Raw genomic sequence first — 22,076 nt, forward strand, 5'->3', positions numbered from 1 at the left:
CCATCTAGTTTAGCTTAACCGCGAGAAGCCCCACATGCACTGGATAGGGGAGTTACCCGCACTCGAAGCGAGCACTTATACGGGGTGCTGCTGGGCTGGCAATTCGATCGCCAGAAAAATTTACTTTCTGTATCGGTTGCTATGATCTGAAAATAAAGTCACAGAATGCCTGGTTATTGAAATCGCGATCGGTCGATCGGCAGACACCAGTCTTAGTTATGGGTTATCTTGCAAAAACTTGTGTCCGCTTATTAAGGGTTGCACCCCCAGGCAACTATTAGATTCCGCCCTTACGAAAATGCTAGAAACTGTCTACAAACACTTACAAACATTGCAGGAACAAGCTAGGGAATTGCCACCACCGCAACAGGCAGTTTTAACAGCTACTCTGGAAAAATTATCAAATTCTTTGCAGGAAATGGTAGCTGGTTCCGTGTTTGAAAGTGCGAGAAATAACGCGGCAAAGCTGGGTGAAATCCAAAAAATAAATCGCCTCTTAGAACGCACAGTCGCGCAGCAAGCATCGCAAATCAGACAGCTACAGGAGCAGTTGGAAAAAGAAATCAGCCAGCACCGCAGGGACAATCAAGCATTAACTAAAAGCGAAGCCAAACTGCAAGCTGTGCTGCGCAATTCTCCGGATATAATTAGCATTATCGGCTCCGACGGGCGAGTTCGATACCACAGCGAAGCCCTACAGCGCGTTTTGGGTTACAACCCAGAAGAAAGAATTGGGAAGTTTCACGGCGAGTTAATCCATCCAGACGATTTGCTGGCTTGGCAGGCGTATTTTGGCAAGTTGTTAGAAGCTCCCGGGATTGCTGGAACGATCGAATATCGGAAACGCCACGCTGACGGTTGTTGGCTCTACATGGAGTCGATAGGTAACAGTTTGCTTTACGATTCTAGCGTGCAGGGAGTTCTAATTAATTCGCGGGAAATAGGGGAACGCAAGCAAGCAGAAATCGCAGTCCGGGAGTCGGAACTGCACTACAGAGTTATGTCGCAAATTACTTCGGATTTTGCCTATTCTTTTAAGGCACTGCCAGACGGCAAGTTCGCCTGCGAGTGGGCGACAGAAGCTTTTGAGCGGTGCACCGGGATCGTTCCTGAAGAATTAGAATCGTTTGGTTGGTGGAACTCCCAGCTCGTTCATCCCGACGACCGGGAAATATTAATTAAACAATTAGAATGCTGTAGTTTCAGCCACACGGGAGCCAACGAGTATCGCATTATTAATCAAAAAGGCGAGGTGCGTTGGGTGCGGGACTACTGGCAAGTGGTGTGGGACAAAACTGCTGAACGGGTTGTCCGTTTGTGGGGCGCTTGTCAGGAAATTACCGATCGCAAGCAAGTAGAATTGAAACTGCAACTCGTTAACCAAGTTTTGCAAGCGCAGATAGCATCGGCGCCGCTGGCGATTAACTGTACCAGCAATGAGGGCAATACCGTTGTTTGGAACCGCGCCGCCGAAAAATTTTTTGGCTGGACTGCGGCTGAGGTTTTAGGGAAACCTTTACCGAATATTCCTTCAGGCCAAAAGCAAGATTTTTACGCGCTGCAGAAGTCTGCATCTAATGGCAAACCGCAAAACGGTTTGGAAGTATCTTTGTTGAAAAAAGACGGTAGCTCGATCGATGTTTGGCTTTGGGCCGCACGCGTGCGAGATGCGGGCGGCCAGACTTTCGGCAGTATCAACATATTTTCTGATATTTCAGAACGCAAGCGCCTAGAGGAAGAACACCAAAAACTAGCAGCGATGAAAAAAATGGAAGAACCTTTTTGGGCGCGCTATGTCAGCCCTCCACACACCCATAAAAAACATGGCGATCGCTAATCTCATCAAGCACAAGTTAAAAGCATTAAAAGTGTGAAAAGGTTAACAAACTACACAATCAAATTCAGCAGCAGGGAGAAGCCGATCGATGCTATGTAGCCAATCGGATACTCAAAAGCTCCGACTACGAAGGTTTGTCAGATAATACGCTGCCCCCAAAAGGCTCTGGGGTCTGTGGGCAATAACCCACAGAATATTCAATTGTCTGTCTGGGATATTAAGGGCAAAATTTCTTAATAATCCCCTACCCGGCCGGGTGGGAGTGTCAACTTTATTCACGAAAGAGAACTAATAAATACACAAATATAGCAATTTTTAAGTGAGTAAGGTACAGTTTACTAATTGGTAATGGGTAATTGGTAATTGGTAAGAAAGCTGGCGAGTACCTCACGAAAGTTGAGAACCGAAGAAGCTGTTTTTTTCCTGATTCCCTCTTGCTTCTTGCTGATTCCTTCAACGTCCCGATGATTGATTACCGATGATTAATTTTTAAATAGTGGTTCTTGATAAAGCGGCACAGTAAAAGTAACAGTAGATCCCAGTCCTTCCCCCATACTGTAAAAATTTACTGTACCCCCCATTGCTTCTACCAGTTTTTGAGAAATAGCCAATCCCAAACCGGTGCCGCCGTATTGCCTGGTACGATCGCCGTCCACCTGAAAAAACGACTCAAATAATTTATCTTGCTTGTCGAGAGAAACCCCAATGCCAGTATCAGCGACTCGCATTTTTACCATTCCGGGGAACTGCTGGTTGTGAACAGTCACCTTTTTCTTAATAATTTCGGCACTGATGCGAATTCCCCCTTCCCCGGTAAATTTAATGGCATTGCCCGTGAGGTTCAAGATTACCTGAAGCAAGCGTTGGTAGTTGCCATACAAAATAATATCGTCCTCCACAGCGGGTTTTTGGATTTGAAATTGCAATCGCTTTTGCTGGACTTGAACCCGTGTGAACTCCTCAACTTGTTGCAACAGTTCGCCGAGTTTGACGGGAGCGAGGTCTAACTGCATTTTGCCAGCTTCGATTTTAGCGACATCCAAAAAATCGTTAATCACATTCAACAAATGTACTGCAGAGCGGTAAGCTTCTTCGATAAATTGGTGCGCTTCTTCGGGGTCATCTGCCATGCCGTCCACAACCAGTTTCAGGAAGCCGAGGATGCCGTTGAGGGGGGTGCGGAGTTCGTGAGAAGTATTGGCAAGCAATTGACTTTTAAGTTGGGAAAGAGCTACGGCTTCGGCGCGGGCCTGTTCTAATTCTTGGTAAAGTGTAGCGTGGGCGATCGCACTCCCGACTTGAGCGACTAACTCGCGGGCGAATTCGAGTTCGAGAGGGCTCCATTTCGAGGAACTGCCACAGCGGTGCAAACAGATCAGTGCATTGGGCTGGTCTTCATAGGAGGTAGCTGCTACGATGACGGAATGGCGGTGGAAGGGATCGGCGATGGGGGAGGGGTAATCGACTGCTACTGGTTTTAGGGTGGCTAATGTTTGAATCCACCCCGGCTGTTCGGCTGCGCGCAGTTCTAATCCCAGCATAGAAGAGTAAGGTTCTTGGCGGTATTCAGCTACTACTTTTAAAGTTTTCGATTGGAGATTTTTGATTTGATCTGGGGAAAGCGGGGGCGATCTGTCGCTGGCAATCGACTGTTGTAATTCGGCTGCTGCGGCTGCATAATTTTGATGATTTTCCGAGGCAAGGAAGGAGGAGGGTTCGAGATTTTTGCTGTCTTTTTTGTAGGAACAGATGATGCAGCGACTCGCGTTCAAGACTTGACCCAAACTGTTAGCTGTTAGCTGCCAAATTGTCTCTACGTCGAGGGTTTTGTGGAGGTTTTGAGCGATTTGCGAGATGGCTTTGCGGTCGATTTCCGAGTAGGGAGAAAGCGATCGACCGGGGATGCGGCTCGCCGAAACCAGCATTTGTTGGTGGGCGTCCGAGGGAGATGGCAAAGCTGGATAGAGCATGAATTCTGGGGAATCTGGCGGTCTGTCTGTGGGTTTGTCAGACAGCAGCCTTCCCATAACTAAGACTTTTGCAGCTTTGCCGTTTGAGTCGATCGCCGGAGTGAGTGTCAAATCGAAGAGAAAATATTGCCCGGCGTGGCAAAATGGATAGCTGAACCGTTGCGGTACGAGGGTTTCGAGCGCCCGCTGCAGGATATCGAGATAAGGCGCAGGGGCGATGGGTTGCAGGGTTTCGCTGAGAGGGCGATCGACAATTTGTTCTGCTGTAAGGTTGTACTGCTCGGCTTTTTGCCAGTAAAAAGATAGATATCGACCAGAGGCGTCTTGGGTAAATACTAACTCTGCCCCTAACTCTTGAAAAAAAACTGTAGAGGCGAGGCTCGAACGCCGGAAATCTGTGTTAGAGTCCATCAGAGTAGAGGATGAAAGTAGTTCTGATTTTGGAGTTTTGAGTTTTTAATTAAAAACTCAAGACTCCCAATTGTTTTGGGCTTCGACCGTTAAGTTGTGAGTTATTAATCAACTAAAAACTTGTGGAATTTTTAATTAAAATTTAACTGCTCACCACTCACAATTGGCAAGTATTTTCTGCTTCTACCGATTTTTGAGTTATTAATGAACTAAAAAAATATTAATTATTTAATTCTGAACTCAACTCAAAACTCAAAACTATTTGTTGTCAGCCGTTTTGGGTAATTTAAAAATAACAATTAAGATTTAGGACTTAGGAATCTGCACAGATTAACGATCGAGTTTGAAAATTACGCCAAAATCAGAGGCTGCCAACAACTCAAGTCTGGGACCCGCGAGCGCATTTTTTCCGTCACCTTGAAGTGTTCCGAGGTTGTGAGGCGAGCCCGCGCGATCTCGCCCACAACCTGTAGCTTTCGCCGCTTCACCTGCACTCGATCGCGCGGGCGATCGAAATTTCACAGCCAGAAACTTTACAGCCAGAAGATTTGCGCGCGCCGTCTCCTACGCGCGAACCTCAGTCGTTCCACTCGCCGCGGGGCGGGACTGGGGGGTTGCGGCGCAAACTTAGAGCCAGCTCGTCTTCGCGGCGCTCGCCTCTGAGCCACTGCTTGATTGCTGTTTCAATGACTTTGCTGGGGTCATTTGTCAAGTGCTTAATTTGGTCTAGCAGTTCCGAATCTATATGGATAGATAGTTCCACTTTTTCTGACGAACTGTGGGAGGGTATAGGTGATTCGCTCATAGTTAAAAAATCCTAGTTTTAATTCTTAAGTTTCAATTCTTTTCATGACAACCGACTGGACTAGATATTTGAAGTCCCTGATTTGCACGCAACCTTTCCTCAACCGCTTAACCGCTTTCTGTACAATGAGAGAGAGAAAAGTTTTTTCCTTTTGGGTGTCCTGGCTCGGTCGGACACTTGAAAGGCTAATAACTGATACTCTTGAGGTTTGCCTCAGTTGTGGTTTCATCTCAATCCCCAGTAAGAGGTTGAAGTAAGCACTCTACTCTTGCTTGTGTAATCATACAACAAAAAGTATCCTTTGCCGATTAGCTCTTTGACAAAAAACATGACTAACGTCCCTGTATCTCGCATTCGCAATTTTTCGATTATTGCTCACATCGACCACGGAAAATCCACCTTGGCCGATCGCCTGTTGCAGGCGACTGGGACTGTGCAAGCACGGGAGATGAAGGAGCAGTTTTTAGACAATATGGAGCTCGAACGCGAACGCGGCATTACGATCAAGCTGCAAGCGGCTCGGATGAATTACACTGCCAAGGACGGTCAGGAGTACGTGCTCAACCTGATCGACACTCCCGGACACGTGGACTTTTCTTACGAGGTGTCGCGATCGCTCGCTGCTTGCGAAGGGGCGCTGCTGGTGGTAGACGCATCTCAAGGCGTGGAAGCACAAACCTTGGCAAATGTCTACCTTGCCTTGGGACACAATTTGGAAATTATTCCTGTTTTAAATAAAATTGACCTGCCGGGGGCAGAACCGGAACGGGTAAAAGGGGAAATTGAAGAAATTATCGGTCTGGACTGTAGCGGGGCGATTGAGGCTTCGGCTAAGGAAGGAATTGGTATTGATGAGATTTTGGAGTCGATCGTCGAATTGGTGCCGCCGCCGCAGGATACTGTGGACAAACCGCTGCGGGCGCTAATTTTTGATAGTTATTACGACCCTTATCGCGGGGTAATTGTGTATTTCCGGGTGATGGACGGAAGTGTCAAAAAGGGCGATCGAGTTTTGTTGATGGTTTCGGGTAAGGAATATGTCATCGATGAATTGGGCATCCTTTCACCGACTCAAGTTCCTGTAGACGAACTGCACGCGGGGGAAGTTGGTTATCTGGGCGCGGCAATTAAAGCAGTAGCTGATGCTCGCGTCGGCGATACGATTACTTTGGTCAAAAAGCCTGCACCGGAGCCTTGGCCGGGTTATACAGAAGCAAAACCGATGGTTTTTTGCGGCTTGTTCCCGATCGATGCCGATCAATTTCCCGATTTGCGGGAAGCTTTAGAAAAACTCGAACTCAACGATGCGGCGCTTTCTTACGAACCGGAAACTTCGAGTGCGATGGGATTTGGTTTCCGCTGCGGTTTCTTGGGTTTGCTGCACATGGAAATTGTGCAAGAAAGACTGGAGAGAGAATACAATTTGGATTTGATTGTTACGGCTCCTTCTGTGGTTTATCAAATCACAACAATTAAAGGGGAAGTGTTAACAATTGACAATCCCAGCCACTTGCCAGATCCTCAGTATCGCGAGAAAATTGAGGAACCTTATGTGCGGGTAGAAATGCTGTCGCCGGAAACTTATGTGGGCGCGCTGATGGAACTGTCTCAAAGTCGGCGGGGCATTTTTATGGATATGAAGTATCTGAGTCAAGGCCGAACTACGCTGGTTTACGAGTTGCCTTTGGCGGAGGTGGTGACTGACTTTTTTGACCAGATGAAATCGCGATCGCGCGGTTATGCGAGCATGGAGTATCACATAATTGGTTATCGCGAAAATCCGTTGGTGAAAATGGATATTTTAATTAATGGCGATCCGGTTGATGCTTTGGCGATGATCGTACACCGCGATAAGGCTTATAATGTGGGCCGCGGGTTGACTGAAAAACTCAAGGAGTTGATTCCCCGCCACCAGTTTAAGGTGCCGATTCAAGCGACAATTGGCGCTAAGGTGATTGCTTCGGAACACATTCCGGCTTTGCGGAAGGATGTGTTGGCGAAGTGTTACGGCGGTGATATTTCGCGGAAGAAAAAGTTGCTGCAAAAGCAGGCGAAGGGTAAGAAGCGGATGAAGTCTGTGGGTACTGTGGATGTGCCGCAGGAGGCTTTTATGGCTGTGCTGAAGCTCGATCGGGATTCGTAATCTCTGTGGCCTTTTGTCAGGAACAGGCAAGATGCCTGTTCCACAAAGAGTCTGTTTTTTGTAGTTGTTTGCAGTCATCTAGAACAGGCAAGATGCCTGTTCCACAAAGAGTGTGTTTTCTTGTAGTTTTTTGCAGTCATCTAGAACAGGCAAGATGCCTGTTCCACAAAGAGTCAGTTTTCTTGTGGGATGGGCCGAAGAGCCCGTCCCTGTGGAAGGCCAGAAACCGGGTTTTTTTACGAAATACTTCGTTACACACCGTAAATTCGGTAAAAAACCCGGTTTCTTTGTCGGAGTGCGTCAGTTTGATTGTGGGATGGGCGTCAGGAACAGGCAAGATGCCTGTTCCACAAAGAGTCAGTTTTTTGTAGTTGTTTGCAGTCATCTAGAACAGGCAAGATGCCTGTTCCACAAAGAGTCAGTTTGATTGTGGGATGGGCCGAAGAGCCCGTCCCTGTGGAAGGCGAGAAACCGGGTTTTTTTACGAAATACTTCGTTACACACGGTAAATTTGGTAAAAAACCAGGTTTCTTTGTCGGAGTGCGTCCAAGACTGTTTAAATCCAGATAAATATAAAGAGTTAGGGAAGTTAGATTAAGGGCGATTCCCTACGGGATAACTACGCTTCACGCACTTTTGGACAGGTCGGGCGATCGCACTGTGGCATAATAAAGTTTAGTTTTCAGAGCCAGAATTTCTCAAATAGAATTAGGAACAATATGACAGCGCAGCCAGACTACTCAATAATGCGCCGATAAAGTTCTAAGACTTCTGTTAAAGTTAGATACCGCATTAAGCGAGCTTTTGGTAAAGTTCAGCATTCTTTTTGAGGACGTATTCCATAGCATTTTGGAACGATGTTTCTGGTGGTGCGAGCAAGTTTTCAGCACCCGCAAGGAGTAATGCTTCTAGGGAAATGCCGAGGATCTTGGCGGTTTCTTGGAGCTTCTGCAGGCGATCGTCTGGAATTGTGATGGTAATGGTTTGCATTCTGTTTGTGGCTGTGACGATACTCTGAGTTTAGCACGTCAACTGTCTGAGCAGGAGTTAGGATTTTTAAAAGAGCGATCGCACTTTTGGACATGAAGGGCGATCGCTCTCATTCTAAACTTGTCTGAAGACGAGATTAGAAAATAATGATATTAGCCGCCGTCAGAGGTTGAGTGTGAAGCACTTGGATCGTATTCCCAGGACTGAGAGTGATCCGAGAAAACAGCGCTCCAGTAAAAGTATTGGGGCCATTGAAGAAGTTTCCACTAGCAGCAAAAGCAGCCGCTCCGTCACTAAAACCAAGACTAGCAGCTAGCTGTATCTTGTCATCAGCCACAACAAAATCACTGATATTATCCTGACCATTAGCATCGCCAAATACAAAAGTATCCTGACCATCACCACCAGTAAGGTTGTCATCGCCAGTACCTCCAATCAAGGTATCATTACCATCACCACCGATGAGGATATCATTACCATCACCACCGACGAGGATATCATTGCCACCGCCACCATTGCTCGTATCATTGCCAGCACCTCCAATCAGGCTATCATTGCCAGCTACACCGTTGATGATGTCGTTACCACCTAAACCGTTGAGAGTATCAGGTAAACTGGTGCCAAGGACTTTATCATCTCCCTCAGTTGCAGCGGTTGGCGTTGAATCTTGAACAGTAAATCCGTCAAATGTGTAGCCAATATCCGCCAACAGTGACAAGTCAACTTTAGTGGGGATTGATAACCCTGCACCGCCACCGTCACCCAAAAGAGAGGGCAATCCACCACTGCTCACAATACTTCTTAAATGAGATAAGTCAGGAGCGGGTTGAAGAGGCATAGGATTTCCCCCATTAGCAGCCCTGGCGTTGGGGCCGTCAAAAGAGCTTCCATTTATTCGCGCACTGAAAGCTGGTGCTCCATTAGTAAACCCGAGTGCGTGTTGTAACTCGTGCGCGGCACTAATGAAAAGGCTGTTAACACCACCGAAAGCATTAGGAGTGCCAGGTTCGCTCGGAGTGTCAGTAAAGTCAAATGGCGTTGAATCGACCAAATAGGAGATATTAGTATCAAAAGCAATACTCGCTACAAAAGGTTCGTAATTTACGCCGTCGATTCGATCGCGGAAAGCTTTTGGATCGGAATACCCGTAAGTTATCCCCGCAGCATTGATAGGACCAGCGCCTACAAAGATCAGGAGATCGTCAATTTCCCGATCTAAAACCACAGTCTCTATCTCTTGTGTAGAAGGATTCTGCACTGAAAGTTTAGTGCCAAGGGGAATGTTTTCAAATTCATCTTGAATGACAGATTCCCAGTAGGTAGCTGCGGATTCCAAAACAGCTTGACGGTTGGGGTTATTCTTGAAAAACCCAGTCGTATCAAACCGATAGTCGAATTCAATGTTAAAAGTGCTCACAAAAGAAGGGGCACTGGCGCGACCTTCAACTTTACCTACAGTTTCGTAGTGTTCCAAAGCATTTTTTACGCTCCCAGTAGAAATAGCCTTGGTTGCATCGTAATTCATCATTAGATAGAATTTTTCATCAAAGGCTGTCGGTTTTACACGTGCAGGCGTCGGAGTCGTCACAGGCGTCGGCGTCGTCACAGGCGTCGGCGTCGTCACAGGTGTCGGCGTCGTCACAGGTGTCGGAGTCGTCACAGGCGTCGGAGTCGTCACAGGCGTCGGAGTCGTCACAGGTGTCGGAGTCGTCACAGGCGTCGGAGTCGTCACAGGCGTCGGAGTCGTCACAGGCGTCGGAGTCGTCACAGGCGTCGGCGCAGGCGTCGGACTCGTCACAGGCGTCGGACTCGTCACAGGCTCCGGTGTCGGAGTCGTTGCACTTGGGGTGATTGAAGGCTTCGGCTCCGGTGTCGGAGTCGTCACAGGCGTCGGAGTCGGCGTCGGAGTCGTCACAGGCGCAGGCGTCGGTGTCGGTGCAGGTGTCGGTGCAGGTGTCGGTGCAGGCGTCGGAGTCGTCACAGGCGTCGGAGTCGGCAAAGGCGCAGGCGTCAGACTTACAATCCCGCTAGAATCAGCAATAGTCAATCTGCCGTCACCCTCCAAAACTGCCAAATATTGCCTTGTTAACTCATCCTGAATAATCGTGTAGCCAGCATTAACCCCTGTGCCCACATAAATCTTGAGGTCATCAAAGGCAAGATCGTTGCTTAACTTAATTACATCCTCACCCTCTGTATAATCAACAATCAAATCGGCATCCGAAAGCTCAGTACCCCCAGTATTTTTACCAATAAAAAAAGTGTCGTTACCATTCCCCCCAGTTAATGTATCTGCTCCCTTATCTCCATAGAGAATGTCATTCCCGAAGTTGCCAAACAAGCTGTCATTACCTTTACCACCGTAAACTGTATCGTTATCTATTCCGCCATTAACTGTATCCTCGCCTTCGTTGCCGTATATCAAATTATCTCCAGCATTAGCAAATAGCCGATCGTCACCTCTGCCGCCGTAAACAGTATCGTTACCTTTGCCACCGTAGACGGTATCATTACCTTCATTACCATATAGCTTGTCATCTCCTTGCTGGCCGTAGATTAAGTCGTCTCCATCACGGCCAAACACTAAGTCAGAGCCTTGTTGTCCAAATATTAAATCTGCATCGGGGGTGCCATTGAGAGTATCGTCAGCCAACGTTCCATTAATGTTCATCTTGCAATCTCAGTGTGAATACTAGATTTATTCCTATTCGAGCTACAAGTCTTTCTCCCTCTATGAAAAAATGACTTGCTAGCCTGTATTTTTAGATCCTGCGATCGTCCTAAATTTATGCGAAGTCAGGGATTGACTATCTAAGCCAAACTCTTGCATAGCAAAGCTTTCGCCGATCGCACTCACAAATAGCTCAGTCCGCACAAGGCGCATTGCTGCCTCCCATTTATTTATCTGGGCGAAATCCAGAAAATTATGCAAAATCCCAGAAAATAAATTAAAAAAATTACTGGCAGTGGCCGAAACCAGAGTCAAAGCGAGAAATTTACCAAACTTCAGCCTTACTCCCCTGTCGGGTCGCTAACTGTAGTCAGTGACGGCTAAAAAGCTCTCCCGCAAAGGTTTTAACTGGTAAATAGCATTACTTGCGCTTTAGCATTCACTTATCATAAGCTAGCTGAGTCTGTCAATAAACTGACACTCATCAGGAGTTATGTTAGAATTCCATCAGGAAATTTAGAGACACCCATCTATGGCATCCACAAACGATCGCTTCGTCGAAGCCGAAAGCCGCTGGGACTTAAAAACTCTGTACTCGGACTTGGCCGCCGTTAAGGGAAAGCCTCTCACCCCCGTAGAAAAGCTGCATCTGCGGGGGTTGCTTTGTGGCTACAGTCCCGCTGAAATCGCCGAAAAGCTGCGAAAGAATCCCAAGGGTGTTGAAACTGACCTCTGTGCCTCTATTTATAAATACGTTAAAGCCTTTGTGGGTAAAGGCATTGAAAAGATAGAAAACTGGAGAAATATTGCTGAATGGCTTGAGGATGCTGGATATAAAACTAAGCCACCAGCTAAATTCCCTATTCAAAACGGTTTATCTGAAAATAGTAAAGTTAACGTAAGCAATATAACGTTTGAGAACAATCAAATAACAATTGATGTTTTCCTACAAATAACTGTACCGCTACCTTCAGAACTCTCAATACAAAATCTAGACATCAACGATAACAACGGTAACTAAAATTTTGCCACAATTCAACAGATTGGTAGCGTGAAGCGACTAAAATCAGGAAGCGCGATCGCACCTTTACCCGATCTCGCGGGGCGATCGCACACTGCATTTCTCACAAAAGGGCGATCGCACTTCTATTGTGCTACTATTCAATGAGAGCGTCAGTCACTAAAAAACATGGCAACAATTACCCTTCAAATTCCCGACGAACTGGCTCAACGTCTAGAACCTCTGCAAAATCGCTTGCCAGAATTGCTTTGGCAACTTCTAGAACTAACTAAAAAGCCCACAACTATCGAGCAGGAAATCACCACTCATAGTGGGGATATTCCTACAGTTTATCAAGAAGTCCTTGACTTTTTGATCGAGAGTCCAATTCCACAAGACATTGTTAATTTCAAGGTTTCACAGCAGGCTCAGACACGCCTCCAAACTTTGCTTGACAAAAACCGCGAATCGACCCTAAATCCAATGGAAATAGCAGAATTAGATGTTTGCGAACAGCTAGAACATCTGATGATTTTACTAAAAGCAAGAGCCTATTCAGCGATTTGATAAATGACTTCTAGTTTAATTCCTGCCGAACTCCGCAGATTAGTTGTTGAAAGAGCTTCAGGACACTGTGAATATTGCCTGATTCATCAAGATGTTTCAATCTACAGCCATGAAGTAGACCATATCATTGCCTTAAAACATGGGGGTCAAACTCGTGCTGACAATCTCGCTCTTTCTTTTTTATCTGGTAACCGCTATAAAGGTTCCGATCTAGCTACTATAGACCCAATTAATGACGAAATTGTCCCTTTGTTTAATCCACGCCGTCAGGTATGGGACGAACATTTTCTTCTTAATGATGCCAGAATAGAAGGCATCACTCAGATTGGTCAAGCTACTTCAAGATTACTCAAACTCAATGCTCCAAATCGCATACTTGAGCGTCAAGTTTTGATTAATCAACGACGGTATCCATAAACATTGAATTTGAGTTATAAAAGTATGAGTAAAAGTTGAACTACAATTATGCCAAATATTTACATTATTGGCGGTTATAACGGTTCAGGTAAAACTACAGTTTCTCTGAGATTATTACCCGATTTTTGAGAATGTTTTGAATATGTCAATGCAGATGAGATCGCGGCCGGAATGTCCCCATTCAATCCAGAGTCAGTTGCATATCCTCGCAGGACGCTTAATGATACAAAGACTGCAAATTTTATCGTACTCTGGCACCGATTCTGCCTCCCTTGACAACTTTAGCCGATCGTAACTTTGCTCGATTCTTGAGAAACTGTAACACTCAAGGCTACAAAATCCACCTGATGCAAGTTCTGGCTGCAATCTCCATAACTCGCAATTGAACTGGTGCAACGCAGGGTTGAAAGTCGCGGACATTCTCTTGGCGAAATCGACATAACTTCTATCATATTGGTTTTGAGATAAATCGACCCTTGTTTTTTCCAACAAGCCCGTGAAGCGCAGCTATCCCGTAGGGCATCGCCCAACCTCAAACCGAAGTCATCAAATAACCACAAACCACAAACCAATAACTGAACACTTGTCAACAGTATTTTTTCGGAAATATTGAAGCTTAAATAAAAATTGCTAGCTGATATGTACGAATTATAACACTTTGTTCAATGTATGGGGAAATGCTAAGTTAATTAAAGATTTTATGAAGTTGAGGTATAAGTCTTTACGTCGATCGCAATTTTGTTATTCTATAGAGTAAGTTTCATTCTAGCGACTGAATTTTTCTACCCCAGTCCTACCCCTAAACAGAACGGCAGTTTCCACAATGAGAATTTTAGTCACAGGCGGTGCAGGTTTCCTCGGTTCCCACCTAATCGATCGCTTAATGGCCCAAGGACATGAGGTAGTCTGCCTCGATAATTTCTACACCGGGACTAAACGCAATATCCTTCACTGGCTGGATCACCCATACTTTGAGCTGATCCGCCACGACATCACGGAACCGATTCGGTTAGAGGTAGATCAGATTTACCATCTGGCTTGTCCCGCTTCCCCCATACACTATCAGTACAATCCTGTCAAGACACTTAAAACAAACGTCATCGGCACGATGAATATGCTGGGGCTGGCTAAACGGGTGAAAGCAAGATTCTTTCTGGCTTCCACTTCCGAAGTGTACGGAGATCCTGACGTACATCCACAAACAGAAGATTATCGTGGCAACGTTAATTGTATCGGGATAAGATCCTGTTACGACGAAGGGAAGCGAGTAGCTGAAACCTTATCTTTTGATTACCACCGTCAAAGTGGGGTAGACATTCGAGTTGTGCGAATCTTCAATACCTACGGTCCCCGGATGTTGGAAAATGACGGCAGAGTAGTGAGCAATTTTATTGCTCAAGCTTTGCGAAACGAACCGCTGACTGTATACGGCGACGGTTCCCAAACACGGAGTTTTTGCTACGTTTCTGATTTGGTAGAAGGATTTATTCGTTTGATGAATAGCGACCAAATCGGGCCGATGAATTTGGGTAATCCAGGCGAATACACTATCTTGGAATTGGCACAGAAAATTCAAAACATGATTGATCCAGGGGCAGAAATTATCTATAAACCGCTGCCGCAAGACGATCCGAAACAGCGACAACCGGATATTACTCGTGCTAAAACTTGGTTGGGGTGGGAGCCAACTGTGCCCCTAGATAAAGGTTTAGAGTTGACTGTAAAGGATTTTCGCGATCGCATTGAGGGTAACCAAAAGTAGAGACTGAGAGAGGGGGTGAGTGGGAGAGTGGGGGAGGGGAAAAATCTTCCTTATTCCCAATTCCCAATTCCCAATTCCCCATTCCGAATTCCCAATTCCCAATTCCCAATTCCCATCTGATTTATTTACTAACTTTGAGGACATTTGTATGCATGTTTGCGTCATCGGTACAGGATACGTTGGTTTAGTCACAGGCACTTGCTTAGCCCACATCGGCCACCACGTCATTTGCGTAGACAACAACGAAGAAAAAGTTAAATTAATGAAGTCGGGACACTCGCCTATTTTTGAGCCCGGACTGTCTGAATTAATGTCTTCTGCATCTGAATCTGGCAATCTAGAATTTACTTCGGATTTAGCAGCAGGAGTGGCTCACGGGGACATTTTATTCATTGCCGTGGGGACCCCTCCTTTGCCTACTGGGGAAAGCGATACTCGCTACGTGGAAGCGGTGGCTCGGGGAATTGGAGCTCACCTCGACGGCGATTACAAAGTAATCGTAAACAAATCGACAGTGCCCATCGGTTCGGGGGATTGGGTGCGAAGAATTGTACTAGACGGTTTAGCAGAACGTCAAAAACCTCAAACCGGTGACGGGGTTAGTGGTGAGGAAGTAGCAGCAAAAAGAGGTGTAACATTTGATGTGGTTAGCAACCCGGAGTTTTTGCGGGAGGGCTGTGCTGTTCACGATACTTTTAATCCCGATCGCATTGTTCTCGGCAGCACTTCTCAGCGGGCTATGGATATGATGCTACAGTTATACAGGCCGATTGTCGATCGCAAGTTTGCAGAAGATCCGTCTTTGCCTGCGGTGCCGGTGGTGATGACTGATATCAGTTCAGCCGAGATGATTAAGTACGCAGCCAATGCTTTTTTGGCTACGAAGATTAGCTTTATTAATGAAGTGGCTAATATTTGCGATCGCGTCGGTGCAGATGTTAGTCAAGTTGCCCGAGGTATCGGTTTAGATTCGCGGATTGGCAGCAAGTTTCTGCAAGCTGGCATTGGTTGGGGCGGTTCTTGTTTCCCCAAAGATGTCTCGGCTTTAGTTCACACTGCTGACGATTACGGCTACGAGGCACATTTGCTGAAAGCAGCGGTGGAAGTTAACCAACGCCAGCGGTTGATTGCTATTGAAAAATTGCAGCAAGTTTTGAAGATTCTCAAAGGTAAAACAGTCGGACTTTTGGGTTTGACTTTCAAGCCGGATACTGACGATTTGCGGGATGCCCCGGCGCTGAATTTAATCGATAGTTTGAATCGCTTGGGAGCAAAAGTTAAAGCTTACGATCCGATTGTTTCTCAAACAGGGATGCGTCACGGTTTGTCGGGAGTTTTGGTAGAAACTGACCCGGAAAGACTGGCTGATGGTTGCGATGCTTTGGTGTTGGTGACTGACTGGGAACAGTTTAGCACTTTAGATTACGAGAAAATGGCGAAGTTGATGAACCATCCGGTGATGATTGACGGCCGCAATTTCTTAGACAAAAAGGTTTTAGAAGCGGCTGGTTTCCAATATGTGGGGGTTGGAAGGTAAAGAAGAGTTTTGAGAAGATTCTCTATCCCGTAGGGTGCGCAATGCGCACCTTACCGGAAATTTGGGTAAAAACCCCTTCTTAATAGGACGGCTTTAATTGATTGCCGACTTGTGTTTTAATGGTTTAGTTGCGTCAATATCTATTTTTGAAATTTCATTGCATTCTATTTAAAATAGAATACAATGATACTATACCACAGGTAGAATAACCGCCGATACAAATGAGACACCAAGCTCAAACGACAGGTCGGAAAACAATAATGGTTAGTGGGTGGCGAACACCACGAAAAACACAGCTAGGCTAACTAACGTAAGCCAAAACCAGAAAAGTAAATTCAAGGAAGTTAAAAACGTACCGTAGGGCATAGGGAAACGTGAGAAGTAATTCTCGAACGCTTGGGGAGATAAAGCCCTCTGGGACTAACTAAATTAGGCTCAATATTTGGTTCATTAGAACGGATATTTGGTCTAAGAACTGCCGCAAGGATAGATAGTTTTAAGGTATGTCGCCAGAACCAAGAATCCCCACGCCTGATAGCTGGGGAGTGTCAAAAACGAGAATCTCTATAGCGTAGGGTGCGCCGCGCGTGCACCTTACATTTGCTGGCGACCAACAATCGCGGGTCGATCCGCCCCCCGTGCTTTAAAAATTTTCCATCAATGTTTTTTCTTGAGCGTAAACATCTCGTAGTTGTTGCAGTGCTGAGGCAGAAATTACCGATTTCACTGTAGCTACTAATTTACCCCACTCAAGCAAGCGGTCAACTGAAACAGCCGCTTTGAAGTTGTACGTATAGAATTTAGTCCAAAATTCTGGTGCTTGTGTGCGTTTCCAGCGTTTGTACCATCCCACAAAATCTTGAGAACAGGGCCGTTTTACTTCTAAGATGGGGGGGAAATCGGCGTAGCTGACAAATCGACTGAAGCCTTTTGCGTGTACGTACACCATGTTGTGACAGCATTCGATCCGGTAAATTTGGTGGGGTGAGATGTTGAACAGGAGTGCTACTGTTTCTTCGGTGACAAATCTCGATCGCGGATTGACGATCGACGATTTGTGAATAATTTTTGATTCGCCGATCTCTGACGATCTTAACTGATTCTCTGATATCATAGTAGTTGCATCTGGTGGTGGTAAGTAAATCTATCTGCTAGGTGCGATCGACAGAAATTATCTGTCGGGATTAATTTTAACTGGCGATCGTCTTTAGTTTGCAGACCGGGGGCGATCGCTTTTTGATATATTATACTAAATCCAAAATTTTGTAAATAGTGAATATGAGCAAAGGCTTAGTAAGGTTGCGGGTTCGAGAGTTGGCGGCCGAGAAAGGATGGACGCTCAAGGAAGTTGCGGAGCGATCGGGCGTGGGCTACAGTACAATTAGCAATTATGCCCGTTCTCAGGGGATGGCAATGGTTGACTTTGCAGCAGTCCACAAGTTGGCTCGCACCTTTGATGTGATGATTGAGGATTTCGTGGTAATCCTAGAAAAATAGTTGAACGTTTTGTCTAAATTCAATGTTGTAGCGATCGAATTTTGATGTGAAGATCGAAGTTTTGATGTGATGATTTCAGCAATTGTCGATCGCCCGCAACCAAACTCGATCGCCTATCATTAAAGTAACTCGCTTGCAGCCTGAAATTTGGAGAACCGTCAAATGCTAGATGCTGTGCTATTGGGAGGTCTTCTCAAGGTCGCTTTCGACGGGATAGTGGGCGCTCAAGCCAATGATGCACTCAAGCACCTCTGTTTGAAGGGAGTAAAAAAGCGATCGCGAAACGGTAAAATTGTCAATTACGATTTAGAAAAAGCGCTGAAACGTTCTTTCCTGAAAGCTCAGCAACAAATCGCCTCAGAATGTTATGAAGAATTGGTTGAGCCGTCTCGCAGGGCTTCTAAAGCACTCCTGATTTACTTGCCTCAAGACCGTCCTTATTTAGAATGGCTAGATAAGAAGATTAAGGAGTTACAATCAGAATTAAAGCAGGTTAACAAAGAAACAGCTCCTTCAGGTATTCCAATAGAAGGTTTAGATGAGATTGAATTGCTGCTAACTTCCAGAAACGAGTCAAGCCAAAATCGCTTTCAAGAAGTTGAAAATAAACTGCTGGAAGTTGCCCGAAAAGATTGTGATGTCACACTTTATAAAACTAAATTAACAGAAAAATTTTTTAGCTTAGTATCTGCCTGCTTTGCCGAGGAAATCAAGGACAATGAAAAGGTGTTCCAGATTTTTACAGCGCCTCCTTTAACGCGGAATGATACCCAAACCGCAGAAACTCACGCTTTGATAGAACAGCTAAAGGCTTTGCTTGAGGAGATAGTTGAAAACAGCCGCATTGCTTACCGGCCGATTGACTGGCAAGCTATTTGCCAGCAGATATTAGAGGAGAAACAACAGCAGCGGCTTAGTAGCAATCAGCTAACTTTTGGCAACCATCAAATTGATGATGTTTATGTGCCGCTGGGATTGGTGGAACTGCAGAAAGTGACTCAGCGACGCGAGGATGTTGCGGCTGAGGAAGGTTTGAATTTTTACCGAAAAAAACAAATTACTCAAGGTTTTGAACACAGCGAGTTTCTCGAGCAAGTTATCCAGCAAGGAAGTAGCCCGAAAAGCAACGGCAAGCGGTTAGCAATTATTGGGGAACCCGGGGCTGGAAAAACAACGCTGTTGCGGCAGATTGCGAATTGGGTAGCGGCTGAAATTTCCGAGGCGATTGTCATTTGGGTATCCTTGGCGGATTTGCAGGGGAAGGAATTAGAGCCGTATTTATTTGATAATTGGCTGCTGGCGGCTATTACGAGAATGGGGAAGGCTGAGGCGACTGCGGAAATTAAGGATGATTTTTTAGCACAGTTTAATGCTGAGCGCGTTTGGTTGGTGTTGGATGGGGCGGATGAGATGGCTGTCGGAGATGAAAATCCTTTGGCGGAAATTCAGCGGCAAATTAGAACGGGCGGCTGCATTCAAAAGGCGCGAATTGTGCTAAGTTGTCGGCAGAATGTTTTGGATGCGATCGGCTCTGCGTTGGATACTTTTGATACTTATCGCACTCGGGAATTTTCCTATCCCGAACAGGTGGAGATATTTATTGATAAATGGTTTCTAACTCCCCCTAACCCCCCCTTAGTAAGGGGGGGGACAAGAGAAGACGGGGAAACTCTTGCTCCCCCCTTAGCAAGGGGGGCTGGGGGGGTGCTTGCTCAACAGCCAGGCGAAATTGATAAATGGTTTCTCACCCCCCCTAACCCGGGGGGGACAAGAGAAGACGGGGAAACTCTTGCTCCCCCCTTAGCAAGGGAGGCTGGGGGGGTTCTTGCTCAACAGCTACGGGAAGCATTAGCAGCATCGGGAAAAGAGCGAATTCGAGATTTAGTGAAAAATCCCCTGAGATGTTCGTTATTGTGCGGCACTTGGCAGTCGTTGGATGGGGATTTACCGGATACTAAGGCTAAGCTTTATCAGCGGTTTGTGACTACTTTGTATCAGTGGAAAAAACCGCGCCTGAATTGGATTCAGCAGCAGGAATTGAATGCGGCTTTGGGGAAATTGGCACTTTCAGGGATGTTAAATGAAACGTCGCGGTTTCAGTTGCGAGAAAGTGCGGGATATCGGGTGATGGGGGAATCGCAGTTTGAGTTAGCTTGTCGTTTGGGGTGGCTGAATTTAGTCGCGAGAGATGCGGAGACGGCGGAGGGGATTTATGCTTTTTACCATCCGACGTTTCAGGAATATTTTGCGGCGTTGGCGGTTGAGGATTGGCACTTTTTCTTGAATCACTTTCCTAAGAATCCGCAACATCCTGATGCTAGGTATCGCATTTTTGAGAAGCAGTGGAAAGAGGTGATTTTGCTGTGGTTGGGGCGTGAGGATGTAGGGAAGGAGGAGAAGGAAGGGTTGATCGAGGCGTTGGTTAAGTTTAAGGTTGGGTGGGATAAATTTTATGGATATCGGGCATATTTTCTAGCGGCTGCGGGGATTGCTGAGTTTAAGGAGTGTCGCCTGGGCGATGAAATTGTGCGACAAATTGTTACGTGGCAATTTGGTTATTTTAATAAGCAAAAACAGGATTGGCGGACATTTCTCTATCCAATTGCCGAGATAGCAAGGGAAGTTATCAAAGAAACCGATCGAAAAAGGGCTATCTCCGCTTTAGTCGAGTTAATCCGCAATTCAGGTGATGAATATACCCGGAGGGAAGCGACAAGAAGTTTGGGGGAAATCGGCAAAAATTGCCCAGACACGATCGCCGCTTTAGTCGAATTAATCAATACTTCTCAGGATGAAGTTACTCGGTGGCAAGCGGCAGATATCTTGGGTAAAATTGATAAAGATAGCCCAGTAGCGATCTCCGCTTTAGCAGAGTTAATTCACACTTCAGTTGAGAAAAACACCTGGAAGCGAGCGGCATATAGCTTGGGGACAATAGGCAAAGATAGCCCAGAAGCGATCGCCGCTTTAGTCGAACTAATCCGCAATTCAGTTGAGAACGGTTTCTACCCGGTTTTCGGGTGGAATCACGTACCTACCTGTATAATAGTGGCATATAGCTTAGTGAAAATAGGCAAAAATAATCCAGTTGCGATCGCCGCTTTAGTCGAGTTAATCCGCACTTCAGATAATAAAGTTACTCAAGGGTTCGCGGCAGAAATTTTAGGTAAGATAGACAAAGATAACCCGGTAGCGATCGAAACTTTATTGGATTCAATCCGCAACTACCGTCCTAAAGATAATCGTTATCAAGCGGCCGAAAGATTAGCAATAATCGGCAAAAATAACCCTGTTGCGATCGCTGCTTTAGTCGATTTAATCCGCACTTCCCGCAATCAAGTTACCCGATGGCGAGCGGCAGAATGTTTGGGGAAAATAGACAAAGGTAACACAGTAGCGATTTCAGCTTTAGGCGATTTAATCCGCAATTCAAAAAATAAAAGAACCCTGTGGTCAGCAGCAGAAAGTTTAAATAAAATAGGCAAAGATAGCCCAGAAGCAATTTCCCTTTTAGTCGATTTCATCCGCAATTCAGGTGATGAATTTACTCGGGGTTTAGCGGGGGGAAGCTTGGGGAAAATCGGTAAAGATAGCCCAGAAGCAATCTCCGCTTTAGTCGATTTAATCGCTAATTCTCAGAATGAAGATACTCGCCGTTTAGCGGCAGAAAGCTTGGGAAAAGTCGGCAAAGATAGCCCGGAAGCAATCTCCGCTTTAGTCGATTTAATCGGTAATTCTCAGAATGAAGATACTCGCTGGAAAGCGGCAAATAGCTTAGGTAAAACAGGCAAATATCCTGCTGTTGCGATTTCAGCATTAGTCGATTTAATGGGTAATTCTCAGGATTTTCGGAAGCGGTTCAGAGCGGCAGATAGCTTGCGGGAAATCAGCAAAAATCAGCCAACTGCAATATTCGGTTTAGTCGATTTAATCCGCAATTCAGGTGATGAACATACCCGGTGGCAAGCGGCATCTATCTTAGGGGAAATAGGCACAAATCACCCAGAAGCGATCGCCGCTTTAGTCTATTTAATCCGCAATTCAGGTGATGAACATACCCGGTGGCAAGCAGCATCTAGCTTAGGGACAATAGGAAAAGATAGTCCTGAAGCGATCGCCACTTTAGTCGATTTAATCCGCAATTCACGTGATGCAGGTACCCGGTGTGTAGCGGCATATAGCTTAGGGAAGCTAGACAAACATAACTCAGTGGCGATCGCCGCCTTAGTAGAGTTAATCCGCAAGTCACGTCATGAAGATACCCTGTATGACGCAGCAGATTGCTTAGGGAAAATTATGACAGGTAAACATTTCGCTACCGCAGTTTCAGGTTTAAAAAAATGCCTAACTTCCGAAATCTACAAAAATAATTTTGGTCGCAATGAGAAGTGCTACGGAGTCATCTGGAATTGTGCCGAAAATATGACTTACCCAGACTTCGATCGAGCATGGCACGCTTAGCCCACCGC

16 protein-coding genes are annotated in these 22,076 nt (G+C 45.9%); 9 read left to right on the forward strand and 7 right to left on the reverse strand.

The window, feature by feature from the left end; translation table 11 throughout:
- Positions 1–298 precede the first annotated feature (298 nt).
- Positions 299–1,837 (forward strand): PAS domain S-box protein, encoded by a 1,539-nt coding sequence (locus QUB61_RS02780; RefSeq protein WP_333128825.1) that lies wholly within the window; start codon positions 299–301, stop codon positions 1,835–1,837.
- A gap of 482 nt (positions 1,838–2,319) precedes the next feature.
- On the opposite strand, the gene QUB61_RS02785 is transcribed toward QUB61_RS02780, so the two are convergent.
- On the reverse strand, positions 2,320–4,218 hold the full coding sequence (locus QUB61_RS02785) for an ATP-binding protein (protein ID WP_333128827.1): 1,899 nt from the start codon (positions 4,216–4,218) through the stop codon (positions 2,320–2,322).
- Between the two features lie 577 nt (positions 4,219–4,795).
- Entirely contained in the window at positions 4,796–5,023 is a 228-nt protein-coding gene (locus QUB61_RS02790) for a type II toxin-antitoxin system CcdA family antitoxin (protein ID WP_333128829.1), read from the reverse strand.
- Positions 5,024–5,351: 328 nt separating this feature from the next.
- Between QUB61_RS02790 and lepA the strand changes: the two genes are divergently transcribed.
- A complete protein-coding gene (gene lepA / locus QUB61_RS02795; protein WP_333128831.1) occupies positions 5,352–7,166 on the forward strand; it encodes a translation elongation factor 4 in 1,815 nt (604 codons plus the stop codon).
- Positions 7,167–7,958: 792 nt separating this feature from the next.
- On the opposite strand, the gene QUB61_RS02800 is transcribed toward lepA, so the two are convergent.
- The 3 genes from QUB61_RS02800 to QUB61_RS02810 all read right to left on the reverse strand — a co-directional run bounded on the left by QUB61_RS02800 (position 7,959) and on the right by QUB61_RS02810 (position 11,142).
- The gene (locus QUB61_RS02800; protein WP_333128833.1) at positions 7,959–8,156 is read right to left on the reverse strand and encodes a DNA-binding protein; all 198 of its coding nucleotides are present in this window, start codon (positions 8,154–8,156) and stop codon (positions 7,959–7,961) included.
- Between the two features lie 136 nt (positions 8,157–8,292).
- The gene (locus tag QUB61_RS02805) at positions 8,293–10,827 is read right to left on the reverse strand and encodes a hypothetical protein (RefSeq protein WP_333189801.1); all 2,535 of its coding nucleotides are present in this window, start codon (positions 10,825–10,827) and stop codon (positions 8,293–8,295) included.
- A 78-nt stretch (positions 10,828–10,905) separates the two neighbouring features.
- Positions 10,906–11,142 (reverse strand): hypothetical protein, encoded by a 237-nt coding sequence (locus QUB61_RS02810; protein ID WP_333128837.1) that lies wholly within the window; start codon positions 11,140–11,142, stop codon positions 10,906–10,908.
- 217 nt (positions 11,143–11,359) lie between these two features.
- On the opposite strand from QUB61_RS02810, the gene QUB61_RS02815 reads away from it, so the two are divergent.
- The 3 genes from QUB61_RS02815 to QUB61_RS02825 all read left to right on the forward strand — a co-directional run bounded on the left by QUB61_RS02815 (position 11,360) and on the right by QUB61_RS02825 (position 12,811).
- Positions 11,360–11,848, forward strand: a complete 489-nt coding sequence (locus tag QUB61_RS02815) for a helix-turn-helix domain-containing protein (protein ID WP_333128839.1) — start codon at positions 11,360–11,362, stop codon at positions 11,846–11,848.
- 168 nt (positions 11,849–12,016) lie between these two features.
- On the forward strand, positions 12,017–12,394 hold the full coding sequence (locus QUB61_RS02820) for a hypothetical protein (protein ID WP_333128841.1): 378 nt from the start codon (positions 12,017–12,019) through the stop codon (positions 12,392–12,394).
- Positions 12,395–12,397: 3 nt separating this feature from the next.
- Positions 12,398–12,811, forward strand: coding sequence for an HNH endonuclease signature motif containing protein (locus QUB61_RS02825; RefSeq protein ID WP_333128843.1), 414 nt, complete (start codon positions 12,398–12,400; stop codon positions 12,809–12,811).
- Positions 12,812–13,092: 281 nt separating this feature from the next.
- On the opposite strand, the gene QUB61_RS02830 is transcribed toward QUB61_RS02825, so the two are convergent.
- Positions 13,093–13,401 carry a hypothetical protein gene (locus tag QUB61_RS02830; RefSeq protein ID WP_333128845.1) on the reverse strand — a complete coding sequence of 103 codons (309 nt, stop codon included), beginning with the start codon at positions 13,399–13,401 and terminating at the stop codon, positions 13,093–13,095.
- Between the two features lie 233 nt (positions 13,402–13,634).
- On the opposite strand from QUB61_RS02830, the gene QUB61_RS02835 reads away from it, so the two are divergent.
- A complete protein-coding gene (locus QUB61_RS02835) occupies positions 13,635–14,573 on the forward strand; it encodes a UDP-glucuronic acid decarboxylase family protein (protein ID WP_333128847.1) in 939 nt (312 codons plus the stop codon).
- 148 nt (positions 14,574–14,721) lie between these two features.
- Positions 14,722–16,110 carry a UDP-glucose/GDP-mannose dehydrogenase family protein gene (locus QUB61_RS02840; RefSeq protein ID WP_333128849.1) on the forward strand — a complete coding sequence of 463 codons (1,389 nt, stop codon included), beginning with the start codon at positions 14,722–14,724 and terminating at the stop codon, positions 16,108–16,110.
- A gap of 643 nt (positions 16,111–16,753) precedes the next feature.
- Here QUB61_RS02840 and QUB61_RS02845 read toward each other — a convergent pair.
- Positions 16,754–17,224, reverse strand: a complete 471-nt coding sequence (locus tag QUB61_RS02845; protein WP_333128852.1) for a hypothetical protein — start codon at positions 17,222–17,224, stop codon at positions 16,754–16,756.
- Positions 17,225–17,388: 164 nt separating this feature from the next.
- Here QUB61_RS02845 and QUB61_RS02850 point away from each other — a divergent pair, with 164 nt between their 5' ends.
- Positions 17,389–17,607: a helix-turn-helix domain-containing protein gene (locus QUB61_RS02850; RefSeq protein ID WP_006632503.1), complete on the forward strand. Its 219-nt coding sequence runs from the start codon at positions 17,389–17,391 to the stop codon at positions 17,605–17,607.
- A gap of 162 nt (positions 17,608–17,769) precedes the next feature.
- Positions 17,770–22,068 carry a HEAT repeat domain-containing protein gene (locus tag QUB61_RS02855; protein ID WP_333128855.1) on the forward strand — a complete coding sequence of 1,433 codons (4,299 nt, stop codon included), beginning with the start codon at positions 17,770–17,772 and terminating at the stop codon, positions 22,066–22,068.
- Positions 22,069–22,076: the final 8 nt, after the last annotated feature.

It is taken from the genome of Microcoleus sp. C2D2 (assembly GCF_036702495.1).
Taxonomy (GTDB): Bacteria; Cyanobacteriota; Cyanobacteriia; order Cyanobacteriales; family Microcoleaceae; genus Microcoleus.

Bases quoted from the DNA above. Each gene is read 5' to 3' on its own strand.
- QUB61_RS02835 (WP_333128847.1), top strand. From the start codon at position 13,635: ATGAGAATTTTAGTCACAGGCGGTGCAGGTTTCCTCGGTTCCCACCTA.
- QUB61_RS02840 (WP_333128849.1), top strand. From the start codon at position 14,722: ATGCATGTTTGCGTCATCGGTACAGGATACGTTGGTTTAGTCACAGGC.
- QUB61_RS02850 (WP_006632503.1), top strand. From the start codon at position 17,389: ATGAGCAAAGGCTTAGTAAGGTTGCGGGTTCGAGAGTTGGCGGCCGAG.
- QUB61_RS02805 (WP_333189801.1), bottom strand. From the start codon at position 10,827: ATGAACATTAATGGAACGTTGGCTGACGATACTCTCAATGGCACCCCC.
- QUB61_RS02855 (WP_333128855.1), top strand. From the start codon at position 17,770: ATGCTAGATGCTGTGCTATTGGGAGGTCTTCTCAAGGTCGCTTTCGAC.
- QUB61_RS02845 (WP_333128852.1), bottom strand. From the start codon at position 17,224: ATGATATCAGAGAATCAGTTAAGATCGTCAGAGATCGGCGAATCAAAA.
- QUB61_RS02785 (WP_333128827.1), bottom strand. From the start codon at position 4,218: ATGGACTCTAACACAGATTTCCGGCGTTCGAGCCTCGCCTCTACAGTT.
- QUB61_RS02790 (WP_333128829.1), bottom strand. From the start codon at position 5,023: ATGAGCGAATCACCTATACCCTCCCACAGTTCGTCAGAAAAAGTGGAA.
- QUB61_RS02825 (WP_333128843.1), top strand. From the start codon at position 12,398: ATGACTTCTAGTTTAATTCCTGCCGAACTCCGCAGATTAGTTGTTGAA.
- QUB61_RS02780 (WP_333128825.1), top strand. From the start codon at position 299: ATGCTAGAAACTGTCTACAAACACTTACAAACATTGCAGGAACAAGCT.
- QUB61_RS02815 (WP_333128839.1), top strand. From the start codon at position 11,360: ATGGCATCCACAAACGATCGCTTCGTCGAAGCCGAAAGCCGCTGGGAC.
- QUB61_RS02820 (WP_333128841.1), top strand. From the start codon at position 12,017: ATGGCAACAATTACCCTTCAAATTCCCGACGAACTGGCTCAACGTCTA.
- QUB61_RS02800 (WP_333128833.1), bottom strand. From the start codon at position 8,156: ATGCAAACCATTACCATCACAATTCCAGACGATCGCCTGCAGAAGCTC.
- lepA (WP_333128831.1), top strand. From the start codon at position 5,352: ATGACTAACGTCCCTGTATCTCGCATTCGCAATTTTTCGATTATTGCT.